Source organism: Marinobacter salicampi, from assembly GCF_011074795.1.
Lineage (GTDB): Bacteria > Pseudomonadota > Gammaproteobacteria > Pseudomonadales > Oleiphilaceae > Marinobacter > Marinobacter salicampi.
In genome coordinates, this window is the sequence record NZ_JAAMPF010000021.1 from 1 (window position 1) to 22,941 (window position 22,941).

Annotated in this window: 11 protein-coding genes and 5 pseudogenes; 10 read left to right on the forward strand and 6 right to left on the reverse strand. The window is 48.5% G+C overall.

Going from position 1 to position 22,941, the window contains the following annotated elements; genetic code table 11:
• Positions 1 to 523 precede the first annotated feature (523 nt).
• From G7W63_RS12900 to G7W63_RS12915, 4 genes are all read left to right on the forward strand, one after another.
• Positions 524 to 1,639 carry a DUF4238 domain-containing protein gene (locus tag G7W63_RS12900; RefSeq protein WP_166258695.1) on the forward strand — a complete coding sequence of 372 codons (1,116 nt, stop codon included), beginning with the start codon at positions 524 to 526 and terminating at the stop codon, positions 1,637 to 1,639.
• 86 nt (positions 1,640 to 1,725) lie between these two features.
• The gene (locus G7W63_RS12905; RefSeq protein WP_166258698.1) at positions 1,726 to 3,282 is read left to right on the forward strand and encodes an SIR2 family protein; all 1,557 of its coding nucleotides are present in this window, start codon (positions 1,726 to 1,728) and stop codon (positions 3,280 to 3,282) included.
• Complete coding sequence (locus G7W63_RS12910) at positions 3,270 to 3,773, forward strand: GFA family protein (RefSeq protein WP_242634420.1); 504 nt, start codon at positions 3,270 to 3,272, stop codon at positions 3,771 to 3,773. Before G7W63_RS12905 ends, G7W63_RS12910 begins: the two co-directional genes overlap by 13 nt.
• A gap of 598 nt (positions 3,774 to 4,371) precedes the next feature.
• The gene (locus G7W63_RS12915; protein ID WP_166258701.1) at positions 4,372 to 5,073 is read left to right on the forward strand and encodes a hypothetical protein; all 702 of its coding nucleotides are present in this window, start codon (positions 4,372 to 4,374) and stop codon (positions 5,071 to 5,073) included.
• A gap of 68 nt (positions 5,074 to 5,141) precedes the next feature.
• Here the strand turns inward: G7W63_RS12915 and ltrA are convergent, their stop codons facing one another.
• Entirely contained in the window at positions 5,142 to 6,476 is a 1,335-nt protein-coding gene (gene ltrA, locus G7W63_RS12920; protein WP_166258704.1) for a group II intron reverse transcriptase/maturase, read from the reverse strand.
• A gap of 1,648 nt (positions 6,477 to 8,124) precedes the next feature.
• On the opposite strand from ltrA, the gene rnk reads away from it, so the two are divergent.
• From rnk to G7W63_RS20215, 3 genes and pseudogenes are all read left to right on the forward strand, one after another.
• Positions 8,125 to 8,511, forward strand: a complete 387-nt coding sequence (rnk, locus tag G7W63_RS12925; protein ID WP_166258706.1) for a nucleoside diphosphate kinase regulator — start codon at positions 8,125 to 8,127, stop codon at positions 8,509 to 8,511.
• A 217-nt stretch (positions 8,512 to 8,728) separates the two neighbouring features.
• Positions 8,729 to 8,931, forward strand: a pseudogene (locus tag G7W63_RS20210) (Glu/Leu/Phe/Val dehydrogenase dimerization domain-containing protein).
• Positions 8,932 to 9,159: 228 nt separating this feature from the next.
• A pseudogene (locus G7W63_RS20215) lies at positions 9,160 to 9,622 on the forward strand (hypothetical protein).
• Positions 9,623 to 9,922: 300 nt separating this feature from the next.
• Here the strand turns inward: G7W63_RS20215 and G7W63_RS12935 are convergent.
• The 4 genes and pseudogenes from G7W63_RS12935 to G7W63_RS12950 all read right to left on the reverse strand — a co-directional run.
• Complete coding sequence (locus tag G7W63_RS12935) at positions 9,923 to 10,294, reverse strand: GreA/GreB family elongation factor (protein WP_166258709.1); 372 nt, start codon at positions 10,292 to 10,294, stop codon at positions 9,923 to 9,925.
• A 599-nt stretch (positions 10,295 to 10,893) separates the two neighbouring features.
• The gene (locus tag G7W63_RS12940; protein ID WP_166258712.1) at positions 10,894 to 11,166 is read right to left on the reverse strand and encodes a hypothetical protein; all 273 of its coding nucleotides are present in this window, start codon (positions 11,164 to 11,166) and stop codon (positions 10,894 to 10,896) included.
• Between the two features lie 1,842 nt (positions 11,167 to 13,008).
• Positions 13,009 to 13,806 carry a tyrosine-type recombinase/integrase gene (locus tag G7W63_RS12945; protein WP_166258715.1) on the reverse strand — a complete coding sequence of 266 codons (798 nt, stop codon included), beginning with the start codon at positions 13,804 to 13,806 and terminating at the stop codon, positions 13,009 to 13,011.
• 419 nt (positions 13,807 to 14,225) lie between these two features.
• Positions 14,226 to 14,369, reverse strand: a pseudogene (locus G7W63_RS12950) (transposase domain-containing protein); the annotation flags it as partial.
• A gap of 855 nt (positions 14,370 to 15,224) precedes the next feature.
• On the opposite strand from G7W63_RS12950, the gene G7W63_RS12955 reads away from it, so the two are divergent.
• Together G7W63_RS12955 and G7W63_RS12960 are read left to right on the forward strand one after the other, a co-directional pair.
• Positions 15,225 to 16,832: a KAP family P-loop NTPase fold protein gene (locus G7W63_RS12955; protein ID WP_166258718.1), complete on the forward strand. Its 1,608-nt coding sequence runs from the start codon at positions 15,225 to 15,227 to the stop codon at positions 16,830 to 16,832.
• A gap of 444 nt (positions 16,833 to 17,276) precedes the next feature.
• On the forward strand, positions 17,277 to 21,425 hold the full coding sequence (locus tag G7W63_RS12960) for a hypothetical protein (protein WP_166258721.1): 4,149 nt from the start codon (positions 17,277 to 17,279) through the stop codon (positions 21,423 to 21,425).
• A 451-nt stretch (positions 21,426 to 21,876) separates the two neighbouring features.
• Here G7W63_RS12960 and G7W63_RS20000 read toward each other — a convergent pair.
• Positions 21,877 to 22,031: pseudogene (locus tag G7W63_RS20000) on the reverse strand (DDE-type integrase/transposase/recombinase); the annotation flags it as partial.
• A gap of 247 nt (positions 22,032 to 22,278) precedes the next feature.
• Between G7W63_RS20000 and G7W63_RS12965 the strand changes: the two are divergent.
• Positions 22,279 to 22,941: pseudogene (locus tag G7W63_RS12965) on the forward strand (carboxylate--amine ligase); the annotation flags it as partial.

Genomic DNA, 22,941 nt, shown 5'->3' on the forward strand with positions numbered 1-22,941 from the left:
AATTTAACCTTTGACTGTTTCACTGCTGAGCGATCAAGACGCTTTTAAACAAAAGCGAACATTCGCCTCGAGCTCAATCCAAGCCCGTTTTCCTGGCTCAAACCTAAGAAATCCATCCTTTCTGGAGCTAAGTAATTGGTCTAAACCTGAGTTTCTATGAGGGCTTTTGGTCGGTAAAGATGCTTGTAGAATTTTGGGCATATAATGAAAAACACCTGAAATCCGCAAAATGCTTGCGGTTTAATTTGCACAGTGCTGCGCACTTTTCACAAGCACCCTTGTAGATCATTGTTTTAGAAAATAACTTTTTCAGCCCCCTAGATTTAACTTGCAGAAATGTGCGCAGATAAGCCGCGTGCAAACTTTTGACAGAGCCCGGGTTCGCAGAATCGTGAAAAGGCAGCTAGTATCCCTTTGAAATGGATCGGAAATTCGCACTGTGATCTAGGTCTAGATTGAAAGAGCCGACTGGGTTTAGTGCGAATTCAAACTAATAAGCTGTTAGATCCCAATGAGGGGAAAAGTGCAGAGATCATATAAACATCATTATGTCCCTGAATGGTACCAAAAGCGGTTTATGCTAGAGGCTCAGACAGCATATTTCCGTTTAGATCTCTTTCCTCGAACGATAAAAACTCCTTCAGGTAAAACCGTTAAAAAGGGCGAGATTACAAAGAAAGGTCCGGGTAAATTTTTCTTTGAGGTGGACCTGTACACCACGCAGTATTTTGGCCAACAGAACGACGATATCGAGCGCCATCTATTTGGGAAAATTGATACCGAAGGGCAAGCGGCCGTTGATGCGTTGGCTTCCGAAGATTGGCGTCAGAGAATCCATCCCCATATACAGAACTTCTATGAGTATATGGACGCTCAACGGTTGCGAACGCCGAAAGGTCTATATTGGCTTACCAGTGTTGTTCAGCCCGCAAGCTATAACGAACTTTTGATGAGTATGCAGCAGATCCGCCGCATGCATTGTACGATGTGGGTGGAGGCATCCATGGAGGTGGTTAGCGCGGAGCAGTCGCCAACTAAATTTTTAGTCAGTGACAACCCTGTTACTCTCTTCAATTCTGTTTTCTATCCTGGAAGGAGAGAGTGCGAGTTTCCCTTTGATCCAGGAATTGAGTTGAAAGGAACGCGTACAATTTATCCATTGGATTTAAACCACTGCGCAATCCTGACTAACCTAGAATATGCTCGCAGCCCCGGCAGCCGAAAAGCGTCCAAGGTTCGAACGCATCCGAGGCTTTTTGACAGCACAATAATAAAGTACGACGACATAATTAGAGAGCGCGAGTTGAATGAGCAACAGGTTCTGGCAATTAACTATATTTTGAAAAAGAGAGCCCAGAAATTTATAGCTGCGGCGGATAAAGACTGGCTTTTCCCAGAGAGCTACCTCAAGAGAAAGGATTGGCGGTCGCTAGATAAAGTATTCATCTCTAAAAGCGTAAAACTCCTAGGTAAGGGCGGAGAGATATTCATTGGAGGGAGGAATGGAGAGCTTCTGGCCACTCAAGATGACTTTGGTCGAAAACCGAAAACCAGAGATGAGTGGATTGCCAAAGAAAAACAAGCCAAAGAAATGAGGGAGCATGTCGGTAAGCTGCTCCGAAAGCAGAAAAAGATCTAACGAGTGCGTCAACGGGACCGCGTGAGACGCGCCGCTTCGTTTTTGCGTTATACACCACAATTAATTAGCTACGGGAAACGGCATAAATGGTCGAGATGGAAGAGAAACTTGTAGACATTTTCCGTGAGTCCGCCGCCGGACCGTTCCTTTTTTTGGGATCGGGGTTCTCTCGAAGATATCTTGGCTTAGAGGATTGGAGAGGTCTACTTTCCAAATTTTGCGTTATTGGGAGACCCTTTGAGTATTACCTATCTTCAGCCAACGGTGATTATCCTAAAGTCGCGTCGCTATTAGCAAAAGATTTCAATGAGTACTGGTGGTCGGCTGATGAATATTCGACTAGTGTAGAACGCTACAAATCGAAAATAGAAGATGAAACATCTGCTCTTAGAATCGAGATATCTAACTACCTAACTACATTGGATCAATCTAAAGCAAAGGAATCTGAATACCCTGAAGAGGTCGCCCTACTAGCAAAATTGAACGTTGATGGCGTAATAACCACGAACTGGGATATGTTCGTTGAGCAGCTCTTCCCTGAATATAAGACCTACATTGGCCAGAAAGAGCTACTATTTCAGAACCCTCAAGAAATCGGGGAAATATATAAAATACATGGATGTTCTACCAAGCCTAGCTCATTAGTTCTTACTGATTCTGACTACGAAGAATTTAATGAAAAAAATACCTATTTAGCATCAAAGCTAATAACTGTTTTTGTTGAACATCCCGTTGTATTTATAGGCTATTCAATCTCTGATGAAAATATTGGCAGCCTTCTCAAAGCTATATCCTCTTGTATCGGAAAAGAAAATATTGAGAAATTACGTCGCAACTTGATCTTCATACAAAGGCTTTCGGATGGCGAAGAACCAAATATTTCAGATACGTATCTTACAATCGATGGAATTCAGATACCGCTCGCTTTGGTGAAGACCAACGATTACTTGCCCGTCTACCGGGCTATAGAGTCTACAAAAAGAAAAATCCCAGCGAGGGTGCTTCGTTATTGTAAAGAGCAGCTTTACGAGTTGGTTCAATCATCCAAGCCAGAAGAAAAAATATGCGTAGTTGATATAGATGAGATCGAATCTAAAGAAGATGTCGAATTTCTTGTTGGTGTTGGAGTGGCGCACCAAGAACAAACAGGCCCTTCTTTGGTCGGTTATGCGTCGATAGGAGTGCCGGAGCTGTTAGGCGACCTGCTGCATGAGAATCAAGATTATGATAGCGAGCAAGTATTAACACATGTTGCGCCTAGAGCCTGTAGGAGTTCGCAAAACGTGCCTGTATTTTATTATCTGAGGAAACTCGGTATTGATAGCCTTGAGCAGTATCAAGCAGCCGCTTACCAGCTAGATAAAGTAGTGATGAGAGAGCTGAAGGCATTTCGTATGGAGTCCTACAGAAAGCCGTTCTTCAGGACATACCGTCACATGTCAATGAGTGAAATTCTTGCTGCTTGTACTCCGGAAAACGCTGCCGCCTACATTCCGTTTCTGGCCGCTGAGAAAATAGAGCTTGATTTACTTCATGAATTTCTACTAGAAAATGAGGCAAAATTTGATTATGCCGTGTCTAACTATGCTAGTAGTTTCAAGAAGTTGGCAGCCCTTTACGACCGATTAAAATGGGGCTGGTAACGCATGACAATGCCTTGCAGTCGACCGACTTTCTGCTACTTCCCTTCGGTCATTCTCTTCACGCGGTCGTTATCAACCAGGGAGGTGAGTCAATGATCTTATCAGGCAGCTGCCTTTGCGGGGGCGTCCAATATGAAGTGAACGGCGGTCTTAGCGATGTCTACAACTGCCATTGCTCTATGTGCCGCAAGCTCCATGCAGCTGCTTTCCGGACTTGTGCAAAGGTACGGGCCGATGACTGGCGGACCGTCAAAGGCCAAGAACTGCTCAAAATCTACGAGTCATCGCCAGGAGAGTTCAAGGTTTTTTGTTCGAACTGCGGGTCAAGCATTCATACGAAGTTCAATGCAAAGCCGGAGGTCTACGCGCTTCCATTGGGCACCCTCGATACCGATCCAGGCGTGCGTGCAGACCGCCATGTTTTCGTAGGCAGCAAGGCTCCGTGGTTTGAGATTACCGACGATTTGCCTCAGTTCACTGAGAATGACTGAGGCAATGATAACAAGCCGCGTAAGGCGGACGGCTTTCAGCCGCCGCTTCGCTCAGCGTTAATCGTCCTACTCGAATGTCCGCTTTGCGACCGTCCCGCATCCCAGGCAATACCTAAACAAAAGCGAACGTTGATGCCTCCACCTATAAGCGGACATTTTCGGGGCGGATTTCACAGTGCCAATAATGACAGCTTCGTGATAGAAAGCGGTCCTTCCGACTCTTTCCGCTGTGAACAAATAAAATTCTGGCTTGCCAGGCCTATATCCTTAACCCGTAGGAGCAACGCTTCGCTGATTCTTTTGCAAGTGGGGGTCTCGTGAAATCCGGAGCCTTAAGACACGTCTATCCCAGAAAAATCACAGACTGTTGCTTTCATCGGTTTATTTTCTCAGGCAGGCTTTCATAGGTGGTCCTATCAAGGCGTAACTATCCCGGGGCGCGTTTTCGTGCGTGATAAGAGAGATTTGCGGATAGCGAACAACATAGCTAATTGATAGATTTGAATAATTCCTTCTGGGGCTGTCTCTCATTTCTTTGCGAGCGATTGCGGTATAGTCGGAATTCAAACTAATAAGTTGTTAGTCATGAGAGAGAGATATGGAGTTTCTTGACAATCCTTGGTTTGTGGGGATAGGCGGCGGGATACTGAGCGGTCTAGTAGTCGCTTTGGTCACCCGATTTCTGTTTTCAAAGCGAGACAACCGCGAGTACCAACAGAAGGTTGCTGCTGCCAATCGCGAAGTGGTTTATGCGCTCCGCCCAGGTATATCTGAGGGAGAAACTCCTTCGAAAGCAGTTCTTTCGTCATTAATGAATGCAACCGCTCGTAAACACCGGATCAATAAAGAGGATGCTTTTTCTGCGAAAGAAATAGCAGAGGAATTGATTAAGGACATAATGGATTCAAACTTCATTTCTGCTGAGACAAAAAAACTATACTGTGAGAATCTCGCTCATTTAGTACAAGAGGAAACTAACCTCTCAGAGTTAAAAGAAAATGTAGAGCTGAAAGATAACCGAGCTATAGACTACCGCCAGAAACTGGTCTTACAGATGAGTGTGTTGCTAGGCGTGACGGTTTCAATGATGACTATGACAACTGTATTTATTGCAGGTCCAGAGCGGTCCTCGGAACTCCCGTCCATTTTCCCCTTTACTGAGCTTCGAAACGTTATTCTACCCACCCTCGCTGCCCTTTTTGCTGTCATCGTTTCAATGTTCATTGCTATGGTTGCAGTGAAGTTCAGAAAAGAAAAGCCGGCATTCAAATTGAAGAGCAAAACAAGTGTAAAAGTCTAATCGGGTAGCCGGGGGTATTTAACCCCCAGCCCCCACAACACCCTGCATGCGGCTCCGCACAGAGCGTTTCACCGGGAATGGTGAAGCTTGATCCATCCATCACGCAGCGATACCAGACCCTCGGCTTTCAGATAGTCATTGGATAATGCCTGCTGAATGCCGGGCGTCTTGGAACTACGCCAGGGACCTTTACTGGTAATGCCACACGCTACGGCGGCCCGCACGTGCACACCCAACTTCATCAGGCTCCTGACTTTGGTTCGCGGCTTGCGCCACTGTCGCCAGTAGGCCATTCGCACGCGGCGACGAATCCAGTGATCCAGATCGCAGCAGCGTTGATAGCCGGTGGCGATGCCAAAGTAGTTGATCCAGCCCCGAAGGTACCGGCTTACCTTGAAAAGCTGGTAGTGCATCGACACACCCCAGTTCCGGTTCGTCAGTTCCCGGATACGTTGCTTGAACTTGCGCAGCGTGTCCGGGTGCCAATGGATCTGGGTTCCCTTAAAGGTAAAGCCCAGGAACTTGCTGTCATTGGTTCTGACCATCCGGCTCTTGGTGGTGTTGACCGTCAGTTTCAGGCGGTGTTCGAGGAAGTGGCTGATGCTCGCCAGCACCCGGTCGCCCGCGCGGCGGCTGTTCACCACAATGGTGAAGTCGTCCGCGTAGCGAGCAAACCGATGGCCCCGCCGTTCCAGTTCTTTATCCAGTGGGTCGAGCATAATGTTGGCCAGCAGGGGTGACAATGGGCCACCCTGTGGGACACCTTCCCGACTCTCCAGATAGAGCTGGTTATCGATAATCCCAGCTCGCAGGTACCGGGCAATCAGTCCCAACAAACGCTTGTCCCGGACCTTGTGGCCCAGGTGTGTCATCAGCAGGTCGTGATTGACCCTGTCGAAGAACTTCGACAGGTCCACATCCACGGTAAAGCGTCGCCCTTCCTTGAGAATGCTTTGCACCCGTCGCACCGCCTGGTGCGCGTTCCGCCCCGGACGGAAGCCGTAGCTGTCCGCTGAGAATCCCGGGTCGAACAGGGGCATCAGGATCTGGGCAATGGCTTGCTGAATCACCCGGTCTGTCACCGTCGGGATGCCAAGCTGGCGCTTGCCACCGTCCGGTTTGTCGATCTCAACGCGCCGCACCGGCGCTGGTTGATAATCGCCCGAGCGAATCGACTGCTGGACCACACTCCAGTGGCCGGCCTTTACCCAGGCGGGAAATTCTTCGATGGTCATGCCATCGATACCCGCTGCTCCTTTGTTGGCTCGAACCTGCTTCCAGGCTTGTTGGAGATTAGCCCGGTGCAGTACCGCATCGAGTAGATCTTCACTAAAGGCTGGCTTCGTGACCGTACGCTGAGTCACGTCATTGCCGGGCGGCATTCGTGTGTTCAGGTCGGTCAAGGCTCCTCCTTTATTTCCGGTGTTAGGCCCTTCGCCTTGTCCCGACCATTACGACGGGCGTTTGGCTACTATGGCCGCTGCTGACTTCTGCTCAATCACCGGTGGGGTTACCCCCATCGGCGCTATCGGTGTCCATCTCGTTCGCTCACAACCGCCGATGGCAACGGCTGCGCCCAGGCTTGATCGACCAGTGGCCTGACTGGTAATTAACCGATCGCTCGTTGAGCAGATCTCCCCAGATAAGAACATGCACTGTCACTGCACTGCTGCATCATTTACGGTGGCCGTTAGATCACCTGGCTTCGTTGTCTTGTGCCAACTCGCCTTCAGCCTACGCCTCATATGATGTTCTTGTTCATCAGCTCGCAGTTTTGCTAGCGGCTTCCTCCAGACCTTTCCTCGCGGATCGGCCCTTGCCATTCGCTAGTGGTTAGCGTTCAATCGGGTAAAACCGGCTGAACGGTGATCTTCCCACAGGGGACTTTCACCCCATTAGTTCATGCCCATGCTGGGCGTACACAATTCGCGTCACACGGACGCACTAAGTGCGCCGGTGCGCTTTGGCGTGAGATTTCCTTGGGGGTGTAAGGGCGTGATCAAGCGGAAAAAGGTCATTAGCCGACATTTCTAAGCAGTGAGCGGTTCAGTGATTGGGGGCAGGGTCAAGTGTTCTTTGGCGAGCGTCCGTTTCAACACATGATTATTACTCTAAAGTGGACCTAGGACCTTACGAGGAGCGTGCAAAGAAGATTGTGTGGGCAGATGGAGCGGAGATTGACAGCTCGGACTTTTTGTTCGTTGTCTCGAAGTTTATAGATCATACCTTTAGCAAGACGATGCTCGACCCGCACCCCGAACGTTGGTATGGAATTAATTACTACCGAATATATATGTTTGGGTACACGGTCCACATTAAGGTCGACAAGCGAGGTACCACAAAAATGTTCAAGCCTTTTGAGCAAAGTGGAAGAGGGGGGCTATTTGTCGTTGCAAGAGATTTGACAGATTCAAGAGAATTGAACGCAATGATTTCAGTTGCAGGGAAATCAGTTTCCTAAAATATTACAAAGCCAGTTACGGCGACGGCTACTACATTGCGGCTTCGCCTCCATTCCGTAGCCGCGCGTGCTGAGCGGCGTTATCCTTAAACCTGAATGTTCGCTTTGCGACCGTTCTTCCGGAACAACGGTTCCGAGTAAGGTTTATCGCTGCTAGTTCTCGCCCGGCTGTGGGGCATAAGCATGTCCAGATTTGCAAGGTGAGCCTTAATTGTATAGACGTCATCGGTGCTCCGTTATCAGAGTGCAGGACTGGTGGGTTAAGCCGATTGTAGTCCATTTCAAAAAGCTAACTGGCGAGCCGCTTGGGGTCGCTGGTGAAATTGAAGTGTTCAAAAGCTGCACCCGTTTCCTTAATTGTGGGTTTGGGTTATTGTACAACTGGATATGTCTTATTTTTGGTAAAAACTTATGCATTTTGCCTACACTGCAACCCGTCAATTTCATCGGACTATTTCGTCCGAGGGTTTGTTGTGCCTCTCTGCTTTCCATTTTTCCCGCTGAATTCGTCGTACTAATCGCCGAATTCGGCGAGCCCCCTGAACATCTTCCTTAATTGAATCTTGCCTTTCGAGCACGAAGGAGTCGGTATGTCCGAACGTCCAGCTATTTATGTCTTAGAATCTGATTTTGATCGCCTGTCTGCCATGTTGGAAAAGCAGCCAAACGGCAATGCTACAGCCGAAGCGCTTTTGCAGGAGCTTGATAGAGCCACTCTGGTTGGTAGCGAAAAGCTTCCTGCTGGCACCGTGACCATGAATTCTCTGGTTCATTTTAAAAATGAGGGTAACGACGCCGAGTATAAGCTCAGGCTCGTTTATCCGAGGCAGACAGAGGCAGATGTGGAGCATGTATCCGTCTTGGCTCCGGCGGGTGCGGCCCTGTTGGGTCTTCGGGTAGGTGATCGTATTGATTGGCCTTTGGCTGGCAAGAAAACGCTCAGCCTGAAAATCATCCATGTGACTCACGTAAACTAAACGAAGAAGACCCATGCACCAAAAAGACACCCTTGAAGCACTTTACGAGCAGGTGGTCCTGAGAAACGCTGTGGAGCTAGAGTTTCACCAGGCTGTTCTAGAAGTTCTGGAATCTTTGTCGCCGCTCATCGCCAAATCGTAGTTTTTGGGTTGAGTTCAACTCGGCCCTTGGCCATTTAAGGGTGGTTTGCGGTTTCATCCTTCCGTCAATCTGGGCGTGGTTAAATTCCTGGGTTTCGAGCAGACTTCAAGAATTCTCTGAGTGGGCTGCCAATTGGAGGGAGTAAGAGTGGCTCGGATTTCGATCCCAAGGGACGATCTGATAATGAGATCATACGGTTCTGCCAATCATTTATGATCGAGCTGTACCGACATATTGGCGAGTGCACCGACGTACTAGCAGGCGATATAGGCGTCTGAGCCAGGGAGATTGGCTTCCTGTTCGGTAAATACAAACGCCTGACTAACCGCTACGAATCCGGTGTTTTGACCGGAAAAGGTTTGGGCTGGGGCGGAGTACGTGTTCGTAAGGAAACGACTTGATCCGGAACCGTTTATTTTGTCCGGGAGATGCTGGCTGCTTAGGGAGCGGAACTGGAGGGCAAAGGCGTGGTGGTCTCTGGTTCCGGGAACGTCGCAATTTATGGGATGGAAAAAATCCAGCAGTTCGGTGGCAAGGTTATCGCCTGCTCAGATTCGGGGGGCTATGTCTACGACCCTGCCGGAATCGATGTTGGACTGGTTCGTCAGATCAAGGAAGCGGAACGTGGTCGGATCAGCAACTACGCAACCCGTCGTCAGAACGGCAGTGAATTTGTGGCGGGAGCGTCCGTTTGTGAGTTGCCCTGTCAGGTTGCCCTCCTCGTGCGCAACTCAGAACGAACTGACCGGCTCAGACGCGATGGAGTTGATTCGTAATGACACCATGACTGTCGCCGAAGGTGCCAATATGCCGTTCACCCCTGAAGCGGTGAAGTTGTTCCGCGAGACTGGCACCTTGTTTGGTCCTGCAAAAGCCGCAATGCAGATGGCGTCGCAACCAGCACTCTGGAAATGCAACAGAACGCCTGCCAGGATTCCTGGAGCTTCGATTACAGCGAACAGCGCTTGAAAGACATCATGATTGAAATCCACCGAGCCTGTTTCGAGACGGCCGAAGAGTATGGACGGCCCGGAGACTACGTGTTTGGCGCCCACAGGGTTCTGTCGGGTGGCAGATGCGATGTTGGCATTCGGAGTAATTTGAACCTGCTCCACTGCGTCGGTTTGAGGTTGGCATACGGCTTTCCCCGGAAGAGGACGACTCAACTTCGCGGAGAGGGCGCCAAGTTTTTTACTTAGCTTCGGACCGTGACCCATCTCCGTCGATTTGCGTTGAGCCATCGTCATTTGTAACCACCCCCTTAAAACGCTAAAGTTCGTCCAATGCCGCCGTTGTTGTGTTCTCTCCCAACTTTTCATTGTTAATGGATAGAATGACAATGCCACTTTCTTCGCCGCCGACGCTCAGTTTTATGTAGTCGCCGGGTCTGCTACCAAATAGCGCCAGCCCAAGAGATGAGTCTATCGGTAGGTCTTTCGGATGTGCATCTCTTGGCTCAATAGCTTCAACTAATCGAAATTCATGAGGCTGGGAATCTGCGCAATCTATAATCGTGACCCAGCTTCCAATCATTGCCATTTCATTCTCCCCAAGAATAATCGCTTTTATTATGCGACGACACTTTTTTCTCATGATTCCCAATGTTTCTAAAGACACAAGAAAACCAACATCAATGTTCATAAAGCCTCTAATCGGAAATATGGTAACTTCATATAGGTTATGAGGGTTCGATAAGTAAAGTTCAGATAATATGACCGTGAGAAAACCGTTATTGAAGGGGAAGGCTCACCCTTCCCCTTATTGCTAATCAGGAATTTTTTTGTTTTTATCTTTTCTTTTCTCTTTGAGTGTTTTTTTTGCCTGTTTTTTCGGTTTTTCCTTACTCATCTCGATACCCTTAGTCATAGTGAGCGCTGCCGATATGCGCTTTATAAAAAATTGTTCGGCATTTTATTCATGCAATCTGATCACCGTAAATATTTTCTGAGTTTACCAATATGCTACCTTCTTTATTATTTTTATCAAGTGAAGGCTGCATGTGCTCTTGGAGTTCATAGGGACTTAAGTAACTCGCCGAAGCAAGTGTGACAATTAACAATAAACTGAACTAGTTAGCTACCGTGTCATTGCCGAAATGAACGGATTAAGCGTTGTGTCAACAACAGTGAATATTGATCAAGCCTCCGGTTAGACTTCCAAACACCGCTTTGACAAAGGGCGAACTAACCTCCGGCAATTCCTGGAGCTCAGACCGCAGCCAGTGAACTGTTAAGAAAATATCAGTGACTCTCTTCGGAAGTCGTCCTGATATAGAGGCGTCCATTTTCACCCTCAAAAATAACGCCAGCGCCGACCAAGCGGTAGAGTCCATACATTGTTATATCGTCGTTGCAATCCAAAAGTTCTGATAGTTCATGTGGATAGGGCAGCGGTTCATTAACATTCCAGTAATTAGAATCAATAAAAAAGTGCAATTGGTCAGTAGCCTGTTGTTTCTTTATTGAGCTAAAATGGTGCTGGCTAAACAAAAAATTTATTATTTTCGTGATCATTTTGGTCTCCAAATAATTATTTGGCGAGCATTTTTCTGCGTAAACCTGAGCAGAAAATGGGAGGCTCGGTCGCGGAGCCTCCCTAATATTTTATTATTGTTATTGTTCCGAAAAATTGCATTACTTGAGTTTGGTATGATTCCTCGACAATATTAATATTCATTACGCTTTCAGGCGATATGTCTAATAGCGCTAGTCCAATGGAGGAGATCGTTGAAGTTTCTATCTGGTCAGAACTCTGACCATTCGCTACTGCGAAAATATGGAATGTTCCAAGCAGAACTTGAATAAACTTCCGTCTACGTTATTTTTGCAGTAACTTCAATAGTTGCGAGCACAGAGTGAACCGTGCTCGCTTATTAATGGAAGGTGGTCAAGAGATAATTTCGTGAAAGCATGGCCGCTCTCAATGTGTCCTGAATCCCAACCATAGCAAGAATTAAAATAAAGGCAAGAGTGGAACTCACAATAACTCACAATAACTTGCAAGGCGACGAACCAGTCCGATAGCCGTTGACAAGCAATTCAGAAATCTTGGGTACTGGCATAGTAATATTTAGGGACAGGCAATAAAAAAGGGCCTGCGTTTTCAAGCAAGTCCTTTATAAAAATGGCCCGTCCGAGAAATTCGAACCCCTGACCTCAGCCTCGGCAGGGCACTATACCGAGGTGTTTTGGCAGGGTGTTAATCGGGCGAATTTGATGTGGTTCAGACAGTTAGGTGTTGCAAAGAATCTTTTAGAAAGCTCTTTTTAAACCGTTGAAGCTGTAGAAAGTGTGCCGCAGGCACACGGAAGAACTGTCTATTTTGGCAAGTTCTTCCGAGTAGAAGCTGCATGAAAGATAAAGGTGGGCCCTTCGAAGTCGACTTTCAGGAGTAGGCTTCAAACCACCCCAAGCTGCGTTGGTAAAGAGCCAGGGTAGTGAGCGTTGGGGTCAAAGCCGCGAGAGAATATTCTGGGGCAGGTGTGGATTAGAGAGACGAACGCAAGTGAACCCTCGATGACGCGTCGTTATTCAGAGACCCGCTGTCAAAACCAGGGGCGTTTCTACCTTCTGGGACAAGCTTGTCGGACACCTGATTACTGGACAAGCGGCAGCCGGCGTATAGGGGGCGTGAATCTGATTCAGGCTTTCGTGCGGAACTGCGGGAACCAGTCGTTCCGATGTTAAGGGAGAAGCACAAGTGGCTAAAACCACGAGGCGAGAGTACCGATGCGGAGCACTGGGACGGACCGAGTTGTAGTAGTGATGAAGGCTGGTAATGCGGCTGGAGCGAAGGGCTCGGATCAAGTGGTTGCATTCGGCGTCCAACTGGACTCTGCTATCCTGGCACCGATTACGGCTGTTATGCGGCTGAAATCGATAGCAATAAACTTGAATGGTTCAAGAACGGAGATAGTGCTGGCACAGGTGTTATTGAGCAGGGCAATACCCTTAACTGAAGGCTGCCTGACGCTGTTGGGGTCCTTGGCTTGAATGTCCGCTTTGCGACCTAAGCCAACCTGATATTCCCATAACACGAGCATCTCTAAGTGCTAGAGAATTAACGATAGCGAAGTCAGATTCGCCGCAAAAGTTTAATCAGAAGCGGGCAGGGCGGCTACAGTCTAAGGTTATCGACAACGGTTCAAACATGAGACCGCCGCCGGACACAGTAATTGGTGAGGCGCAAAACTGAGGTATCCGAGTGATACCTATCGTTTAGCGGTGAGAGGTGCTGCAGTGCGGTTCACCGTATGAACGACACTGTTGTATCTTATGTCTAATACTGTTTAGTACCAGACACAGGGTCGGGAACAACGATTCTTCTGAGATAACCAGAGCTAGCCGTTTGCTGGATTATCCAACATATTGGTACCCAGCATTCTGCAACGCTTCCTTCAGTGACTCCTCAGGAGGTTCTTCATAAATGAGCGTCGTTGAAGCGGAAACATGACCAGCGATTTTTTGAGCAACTTTAACCGACTTCTTTTGTTCATGAATGATATTTGTAATTAATGTCCGCCGGCCACTGTGGGAGCTGGCTCGCTCAATACCTGCCCAATGCCTCTGCATCAGCGCTAAGTGTTCCTGAAGTGTGTTGGGAGAGTAGGGGCCTCCTTTCTGAGTCAGGAATAGACGATCAGTCTTTTTTGCCGAAGGGCGTGTTGCCAGGCGGATCGAAAGGTAATTTTCTATAGCCGTTCTCAGCGCAACATCATTCAACGGAAGATCGCGCGATTTACCACGATGCTTCTTTAACTCAGGATAAAAATCCTCGGGCTTGATCTCGGCTCCGGCCTTAGCCATGGTTTCGATTTGCTGAACAAGCTGATGAAAATCGTGAACGCTGAAACTGACCCGACGGCGTTGGTAAGTTGATTTGGATCGTCTCAGGGCATCGGCACCTTTGGTATAAGCCGCAGGCAACGCCAGGATTTCTTTGAGCTTGAACGAACGCTGGCCAGAAGTGTCAGGGCCGAGTTCGGCAACGTCTTTGATCTGTAAAAGCGCGATTTCCTGAACTCGCAGCCCGAGCTTGAAGCTGATCTGAACCAGCGCCGTGTTCTTTTCAGGATAGCGATGTTCCCGGATCACGCTCAAGAGGTGGCCGAACTGCTCGGGCGTCAACACGCGTGCCTGGCCAGTTTTACTCATTTAAGGGGGCTCCTGGTAATGCGCTGGCATAGAAGGGGGAGCGCAAATAAAATCCGTAATAATGTTATTTTAACGGATTTTCTAATGGGCTGCCGATATTCCGTCTATAGCCATGAGGTTGCAGGTGTAACGCACTTACCAAAAAACGCTTTATGAGCGAGGGGTTGTCCATGAAAAGAAACGGCCAACGGAACGGGAACTACTCGAAGACCTAGATGCCTGCGGAGCCCATGCGGACGAATTGGCTGAGCCACTGCTTCACGAGCTTAAGTCTCTGGAAAAGCTAAAAGGTTCAGTTAAGAAATTCGAGCGACCCATGGATCCCGCCTCTGTCCCAGAAGACTGGGATGCTTGGTTCGACGGAGAAGGCGCTTCAGAGGATTTCATGAAAGACCGTGGTGAGAAGTAGTGGAGGTGTGTCACCAGCTCCAAGTTGTGGGCAACAGCTCGTCTATGGCGTTGTTCTTCTGTGCCGGCAGGCTGGTTAGCACATCTTTTCGATACGCATAGGATCCATACCCATTCAGCTTCGCGGACTGGATCAAAGTTATCGCCGCAGCCGCATGTGACAAGTTGGTAGTCTAGGCCGCGGTCAGTGCTCTCTCCAAATTCGCCCTGTGGTAGTCACAATGCGGTCCAGCCATAAGTGCATCCCAGCAGTTGAAAACTGCCTTCAGCTAATAATCACCAAAAGACCGTCACATCAATAGGTTAGATGCCTAACCGACGAGTTCAGTACTTTGTGTGAAAGTTCAGCACTCTTTGTGGCATTTGTTTAGTACTTTGTGTTGTCGGCCAAGCGGCAGGATTACACCCTGGCAGGAATATATCGCATTTAACATAATATACATTACACGTAGTAGGTGGTGTGCTTGTGATGCAGTCAGAACCGATTCTTGGACGACCACAGAAAGTGCTAAAGAATAGCCACAGAAGGTACTAAATTTTCACAGGAAGTACTAAATTCGTGATCCACTCGCCTATGGTTCTGATTCTGCGGTTTTTTTGTGATTTCTATCAACAAAGTTTTTTGGATGTTCAAAATTGGGGATGCAAGCTCTTTGCGCTTGAATGGGGATCGCTCTATGGAATTACTGTCACTGCTTGACCTAATCGCCTCAGAAAATAAGCGCCGGTTGAGAATGACGAGGTCTATTCCCAAGCTTTTGTCGCGCTGAATCGATGAAGGTATTGTTTTGCAATCGCAAACTCTGGACTGGCTCTAATTTAGAAAAGCCTGCTTGTAAACGATAATCTCTTCGGGAATATCCGCAGCATGAACGCAGTTAACTTCCGTTCAAAGGCCCTTTAGCCCGCACCCCGATGATCAGTTGAATTAGGTTGAACCTACCTCTTCAACCACAAAGTGCTAGACTTGTTGTCTAGCTTTTTACCCTCCCCTTTTGAAAAGGATTTCCATGGCTGAACAGAATGAAAAACCCGATCATTGGAAAGACGACAAGCTTGACCGCTATGAGCAAGCGAAATTATTAAAAGGTTTCCTCGACCAACAATATAAATCAGTATTTCGTTCCGAGGATGGGACGACATCATTTGTCCTAAATCTTGATGCTGAATGGGGTTACGGAAAGTCATTCTTCCTTAATAGGTTTGCAGATGATTTGAAAAGTGAACACATTGTTCTCCGATACAACGCATGGGCTAATGACTATGCCAAAGATCCCCTTCTCTCTTTTATCTCTCAAATAACGGTTGAATTGAGTGAACAGCTGGAGGCAAACGGCCCTTCTGCCGAAGACAACAAAATTAGAAAACGAAAGTTAGTCGACAGTGCTCTGAGGGTAATTAAATCAGCTGGTAAAGCCGCCGCACCCAAGCTACTGACAGCCGGCGTAAGTACCCTTATTCTAGGGTTTCCTATTTTGGCAGGTTCCTCTGGAGAATCAGAAGGTTCCGACGATCAAAGCCAAATCCCTACCTTTTCCACGAAAGACCAGGAAAACGTCACCAAAACCATTGGTGCCAGTGTTGAGGCGGCGTTGGCAAGCGTCGAATCAGACCTATTCGAAGAGGAGAACTCTCGACGCGCTGCTGTCGAATCGTTCCGTGCTTCACTGGCCGATATCATTTGTGTTCTGACAGAACAAACTGAATCAGGCGAGCAAACGAACTCCAAAAAGGCACCGATATATATCCTAATTGATGAGTTAGATCGGTGTCGACCTGACTTCACAATAGAGCTTATCGAATGCGTTAAGCATCTATTTTCAGTAAATGGCTTATATTTCATTTTTGCCACGGATGGTGGGCAGCTACAAGCCGCATTAAATGGCATTTATGGTGAGAATTTCGATTCTGAGATATATTTCAACAGAATTTTCAACAAGGAGATTGGCTTAAACATACCAAACCAAAGAAAACTATCAGATTCATTAATTGATGAGTATGGGCTTTCGAATGCAGGGAATGAATATGACATAATTCTTTATGCAATCGACTCATTGAATTCCGAAATACTGTCGCTTTCTGAGGATTTCACTCTTGTTTCTGATTTTTTTGGTCTTGATTTGCGATCTCAAAAACAGCTCTTGTCGGCTTTTCAAACTCTTGTGCTCGCCCGAAAGAGCATGGGATTGAAAACTCATTCTATTCCAGCACTTTGCCTGATTGTTGCCTGGCAACGGAAGAAGTTATTTTTTCGGAGGTTAAAAACATCCCCGCAAGCCATTAGAAGCGCACAAGACATAGAAGCTGACCTTAAATCTATTAGTTCGTCTGGAAAGTGCGACATCACCGTTACAATACCTGCAAAAGACCTTGGGAATCCCCACCACTGTTCACAATCAAAAGAGGCGCTTCCAGGGTTATTAACCTCTTTCGTAAAGATGTATACATATAAGCCAGCGGATCTACTTGCCAAACAGCAGAACGCACCGCGTAGAGAGTCTGGCACTGAGGCGCTGTATATTGGCCACCTGCGTCGTGAAGTTCATGCGGCCGGTGTAGACGGTGCAACTCGTAACCCTTTGGCGAATTACTTCGATCACATAAGCATGGTTTCGTAGCCCTCAGAGTATCTACCTCAAACTTGCCAGTGATTTTTCTGCATAACTTCGTCTTTGTATCACATTAGGAAGCGAAGTTAGGTGTCATGCTCCGCGGCTTCTCTGTGGCCCTGACCCCGTTTCAGTACCGCTCATTGTCAGAAAAATCCGGCTCTGTTTGTTGTTCCAGATGACCTGAAACAGCGTGTTTTCGGGCGTAGTCAGATGGCGTGGACAACCCCAGTGCGGAGTTGGTGCAGCGCTGGCAGCTCGCGGCTTTTCCTCCTATGCTCTAATCACAAGCCAGAAGTTTCCATAGTACCAACGGAAGTCGACGCGCCGCTTCAAGCTACTAGACAGCACTGGAGTTGGCTGCGAGCTGCTGAGCTACGGGAATAAGCTTGAAACTAACCAATATTGCTAAGACGTGATTGGGAGCAGGTCAATTGGCTTGAGGTAAACGAGATGCCTGAGAAAACGCGTGCCACCAGTGTATCAGATATTGACACCGCCTGGGGTGAGCAATCCATGGCTGACTGCCTGGACCACGATCCGCAAATCGGCAGCGATGTCTCGGAATGCATGGATTTTCCGCCCCTAAACAAGCTACTTTCGATTCAAGCTACTGAGCTGAAGCGACTGATCTTCCTGCATGGTCAGTCAGGCTGTGGCGGGATACTTTATTTGCGGGGAGCCCACATCCGGGGTCACTTGAATCTCGAGGGCCTGTCTGCCTGCAATGGTGCCAGTCTGCCAAGACTCTATCTCGTCCAGTGCCTGCTTGATGATGGAATCAGTTTCAAGGGAGCCAAGCTTGGACATATAAGCCTCAGAGGATCACGGTTCAGTCTTGACCGGAATAACAAGGATAGGAAATTCGGAGATACCCGCAGACATATCGTAGGTGATTATGCCGAAATTAATGGAGAAGCAGATCTTTCTAATACAAAACCACTCGTACCGCCGGCAACCGAAAACGACGGCAGTAAGAGTCCCGCGGGAACAGAGTTTCCAGACGGGTTACCGGAAGAACTGAAGCACGTCGGTTCTCAAACTCTGTTACTGTCGATGCGAGGCGCTTCGGTACGGGGGACTTTGCGCATCAGACATACGACCTTCGCTGAATCTGCGGACGCCGCAACCTCCGGTCAGAGCTGGTCCGCCATGGATCTCAGCTGGGCAGTCATCTCCGGTACCATGAGGTTTTCCCACGGTTTAGTCGTCCATGGCGGCATAAAGGCTACTGGCCTTCGTTGCGAGGGCGAGGCATGGTTTATTGGATCGACTATATCACATGCATACATTGGAGAACCTGAAAACCTACAATACCGACACGCGATCAACCTCCAGAGTGCGCTTTTTCAAAAATCGCTTGTTCTCAGTCAGGACTCAACTTCTCCGCAGGGTACAGGCAGGAGCATCGTTACTGGATTTGTCTTCCTACATACTTGTACCGTAAACCACCAATTACTGATTGAGGGAGTAGTGCTGCGTTATAGTTCGCTAATTTTTTCTGGAGCGACACTGGGGGCACTAAGTATCACCTCGCCCGAGGCCTCGAATCCTAAGAGCAAATTTTCAGGAAGTAATAGGGCCCAAACAGACAACATCGACCGTTGGAATATCGAGGTCGAAAAAGGAGTGCCAGCCAGGATCGGCAGTTGCCTGATTCAAGTTGAGCCCGGTACGGCTGAAAACATAAACCTTGAATACTCCGAAATAGGACACGTTGATCTGGCGTCCACGGAACGAAGTGGCCCGGTCACCGACTGCATACGTAATATCAATCTTTCAAACACAATCTGTTCTGAAGTCAAAATCGGCGGAAGCATCGAAAATCGACTAAACCTCTCCAAAGCTAAGATAGCCGGCGATTGCATTGTGGCATGCTCGGTGCCGCGGGCTCTGCTGAACCAAGCCGTCATTGGAGGAAGCCTAGACCTAAAGGAATGGAGCACAAGGGAAGCCTCCGATGACCGGAGCAAGAACGGGCACCCCACTTCTTCCCACTCAGGTCGCCAAAGCGCCGGAGACCTTCCACAACTGGACATCCAGAACGCCAGAATCGGTGCCAAGATAGATGTTGCAGAATTCAAGCGCATAAAGGCGCAAAGCGCGCTTGATGCCAAGCTTAACTGTTATCCAGATTACAAGATTACCTTCAGTAAAGCCCGAATTGTCGATGGAGAAAATGAATCCCTCGATGCTAAAGAAGCCTTCCTGGCGTTTCTTGAAGGACCCGAGGGTGAAGTGCTGCGGCTCGACGGATCATCATCGGTATTTCATGACCTGAATATGCAGCAACCACCCCGACTCGAGACTGGAGAACAGGTCATCGAGTTCCTCGTGCTGTTTTGTGCCTTTACCTGGGCCGACGGCGGGCCATTTAGAGTGTTTTCCCGGGGAAGCATTTGTGCAAACGATAAGGATCTTTTCGATGACCAGCCTGAGGACGACCTGCTTTCCATTCAGTCTACGTCGCTCAAGTGGAAGGTTCCAGGGGGGCGCTCAATGTCTTTCAACAAATTCCAGTGGAGCACTGGAACCGTTTCTGAATCGTTGAAAGTTATTGCCTCTCCCAAAGCTTATCCTGGCATTACCGCGCTAGAAAATGGTCTTGCCAAAGACGATTTCAAAGAACTTCCTCTTTTTAGATGGCCAACAGAAGAAGCCCTAGCGGCTGAGAGCAAAAATACGTCTAAGGCCAACCTGGCTATTGACCAAAGCGACCTCAATACTGAGCTGTCAACACTCATTGCTGAGTACAAACTATCCGAAGCTAAGGCGACAATAGACAATAAGTCTGAGCGAGATATTGAAGGTGAAGTGGCACATCCTGACTACGTAGATTTACCACCTGAAATAGACTGTTGGTTCGTGGTGGCATCAGTCTGGTATGAGGAGAAAATATTCGCATGTCTGTTCTTGATAAAGAACAAACCCGCCACCGAAAACAAGAATTCCGAAGTAGCAGTGTCCATGCTCGGAGAATTTCCGCTGGTCTCCATTATCGAACCTAAATCTACGGAAACCTCTCCCAAAGACGCCTGGTTGCCCTGGGTGGGACTAAAAGATTACGAAGCGTTCGAGCAAAGAAAAGGCGGCCAGGCAGCACTCGTTACGCTTACCGAACTCGATGAGAATTCAGAGGCGCGACTGGATGTCGAAAATTACCTGGGGACCCCCTTTGAGGAACCTTTGGTTTCGGATAGGGAGGCTCGTAGCAATGGTTGGTGGGACAGAATCAAAGCAAAGATTTGGTCACGCCAACTAGAGAAACAAGAAAATTGCCGAAAAAACGAAAGCGCCGAGCGAGCGCTTTGGAAAGGATGGGGCTGGTCGCGGAAAGCCTACGTGGACCTCTCCGGCTCCAAGTGTCGCGTGCTCGCCGACGTCAGCGGGCGAGGATGGGGCGACAGTATCTATTTCAAGACCGACCGCTTCGAGTTTGAGACGGTGGCACGGAAGGAATTCAGCCATGCTGATAATCAGCGAGAGCATTCCCCCGGGGAGATACTTCGCCTTATTTTGAATGAATTTAAATGGAGACGCCCCCAAAACTCGGCACGGATCGACTACACAAACAAGCCAAACATGTCTTATTACGAGCAACGCCTGCTCTGGCTGTCACGATATCGAATGAACGATCAGTCGGCCTTGGAAACACCTGACACTACCGTCCGGGCTATGACAGATAGCCACGAAGATGATATCAACCGCTGGTTCGAGCCTGGCACATTCCGGAGCTTTGCTCGCGTTTACCGCCAACGGAGTCTCGACCAAGGCGCTGTGTACCTTGATGAAAGCCTAATGCGTCTTAAAAGTTGGCATTTCCGTTGGCACCTCAGGCACCTTCAGCCCAAGACAGGAGCGTTCACCAAGCGCCTGTTAGCGGCACTGGCCATTCTGATCTTTGTTCTCGCATCTTACCTGGCCGGAATGGTGGATTGGATGTGGAGCCTTTCCGCATTCCCGATACTTCTCATCACCTGGTGCTCTCCCCTAACGAAAATCGCCATGCTGGTTCTGAGCGCTTTTCTATCTTGTTGGGACACACTTTTTCGCTGGGGGTTTCGTTATGGTTTATCGTTGATTAGACCACTGGTAATCATTCTGATATTAATCGTTATCGGCTGGTGGTCTGTTAATTATCTGGACAACCGTGGCTTTATGATTGTGGAATCATTGTTTGTGTCGAACCACCTGGCTCCGGATCGCAAAACTTCAATATTCGCAATCGAACAAGGTCTCTCCGAACCGGTAGCCAGTGTTCGATGCGGCTCTAATATCGACCATGGCCTGTATGCGCTGGATAAGCTCATTCCCCTGATCGAAATCGATCAGGATAAACGTTGTCTCATCCGGCCTTTTGACGCGAACCGCGACATAGCATACTCGGCTCTGGTAGCGGACCCCTGGTATCGCGGCTCAGCCCCGGATTGTGCCTCAGGAAATTTGCCCTGTAACTTGCTGTACCCATTCGAGGTTATGATCAGCCATCCAACCACTTGGCGCACACTACAGGCCTTTTATGTCATTCTGGGTTGGGTTGTAATTTCCGCCACCCTGTTAACGTTCTCTGGCGTTTTGCGAAAACAAGCAGAGGGTAGGTAGCTGAGGTAACTCCCCCAATAAACTAGCTGAGGTGTGGTGCTTACCCGTTTATGCGCCATATAAACACTAGAAGATCCGCCGTGATGACCCTGACTCCTTTTTAGTTCCGCTCATTGTCAGAAAAATCCGGCTCCTAAGCTGGACGACGATTTTAGTACTTTGTGTGGAAACTTGAACCAGTTGCCTATTCTAGAATCTACTTTAAGATTGTTTAGCACTTTGTGTGGAACTTGGTGGATAAGTAGCTGATATGCCGTTCTAGATCTTTAGCACTTTGTGTGGTCGTCCAATTCTTGGACGACCCGATAAACTGGATGCTTGCACCAGCTGTAACAAACAAAACCGGCCACCCTCATTGAAACCGTTTGCAGCCAGCAGCGCCTAACAGTGATAGGCCAATTAAGTGTGTTTAGTAGGCTTTAGTAACGACTCTGCTAATTTAATAGCGCTATAGTCTCTGACGGAACTTACGGCTTACATACTGGCTTCCCTGGCCCGAATGGAACATAGGTGACCGCGCAGTTTCCAGGCGTGGTCCAGAGCTTTGACTACTAGATCTGCAGGACTGGATGACAGCGCCCAACCAACAACGCGGCGCGCACTGATTGGGCTGGTCTACTCAGACACCTCGTTTATGGTGGCGATATTACCACCTACGTTGGTGTCCGGAATCAATGAACCACTACACTTTGAGTCGGCGATAAGTGAAAGACCTTAAGTACAATCCACCCGGAATATAGTTTCCAAAGGCAATAGTTGGGCATATATTGCGCAACAAGGCGGGGAGCTTGATCAGCCCTACAGAGCTGGCCAGGTTTCCGATGCCTTATTGCAAATAAAAAGGATCTTTAACATGCCGATTACACCAGAATCAGAAATGTCACCGGAAGTGCTGGCCTGGCGCGACCCGGAAATGCCCTCAGTCAAGGGCACCGAAAAGCCAAAGGACCCAAACAAGGGCTATGTCGCCCTGCTCGGCTGGAGTGTCAATGCCATCAAGGCGGCACAGAACTTTGACCGTCGCTACATTGTAATTGCACCGGAGTGGGCCACGGATTTTTGTACTGCCAACAACATACCGTTTATCCCGTGGGATTTTATTCGCCTCAATGACCGGTCCATAGAGATTGCTACAAGGCTGAAAGAAGAAGGCGTTGATGTTGCCATCCCGCTGTTTGAAGAAACGGTTGAATGGTCCGGCGCCATCAACTCTGTCCTGATGGACAGCCCTCGCATGTATGGGCAGTCCATTCTGTTCCGTGACAAGGCCCTGATGAAGCGCCGCGCCCAGCTTGGCGGCATCCGCGTGGGCATCTTCGAGGAAGCCCACGAGAAAGAGGACATCGTCCGCTTCATGAAGCGTGTTAACCAGACACTGCTCAAGCTTGACGGCGACCCTGACGACCCGATTCACGTCAAGGCCTTCGACAAAGCCGGTTGTCTTGGCCACCGCATGATCCGTACGCTGGAAGAAATTGACCAGATACCGAACGAGGAATATCCACTGCTGATGGAA

Coding starts and splice junctions, on each gene's coding strand:
- G7W63_RS12905 (WP_166258698.1), top strand. CDS start 1,726: ATGGTCGAGATGGAAGAGAAACTTGTAGACATTTTCCGTGAGTCCGCC.
- G7W63_RS12910 (WP_242634420.1), top strand. CDS start 3,270: ATGGGGCTGGTAACGCATGACAATGCCTTGCAGTCGACCGACTTTCTG.
- G7W63_RS12915 (WP_166258701.1), top strand. CDS start 4,372: ATGGAGTTTCTTGACAATCCTTGGTTTGTGGGGATAGGCGGCGGGATA.
- rnk (WP_166258706.1), top strand. CDS start 8,125: ATGTCCGAACGTCCAGCTATTTATGTCTTAGAATCTGATTTTGATCGC.
- G7W63_RS12935 (WP_166258709.1), bottom strand. CDS start 10,294: ATGAACATTGATGTTGGTTTTCTTGTGTCTTTAGAAACATTGGGAATC.
- G7W63_RS12940 (WP_166258712.1), bottom strand. CDS start 11,166: ATGATCACGAAAATAATAAATTTTTTGTTTAGCCAGCACCATTTTAGC.
- G7W63_RS12945 (WP_166258715.1), bottom strand. CDS start 13,806: ATGAGTAAAACTGGCCAGGCACGCGTGTTGACGCCCGAGCAGTTCGGC.
- G7W63_RS12955 (WP_166258718.1), top strand. CDS start 15,225: ATGGCTGAACAGAATGAAAAACCCGATCATTGGAAAGACGACAAGCTT.
- G7W63_RS12960 (WP_166258721.1), top strand. CDS start 17,277: ATGCCTGAGAAAACGCGTGCCACCAGTGTATCAGATATTGACACCGCC.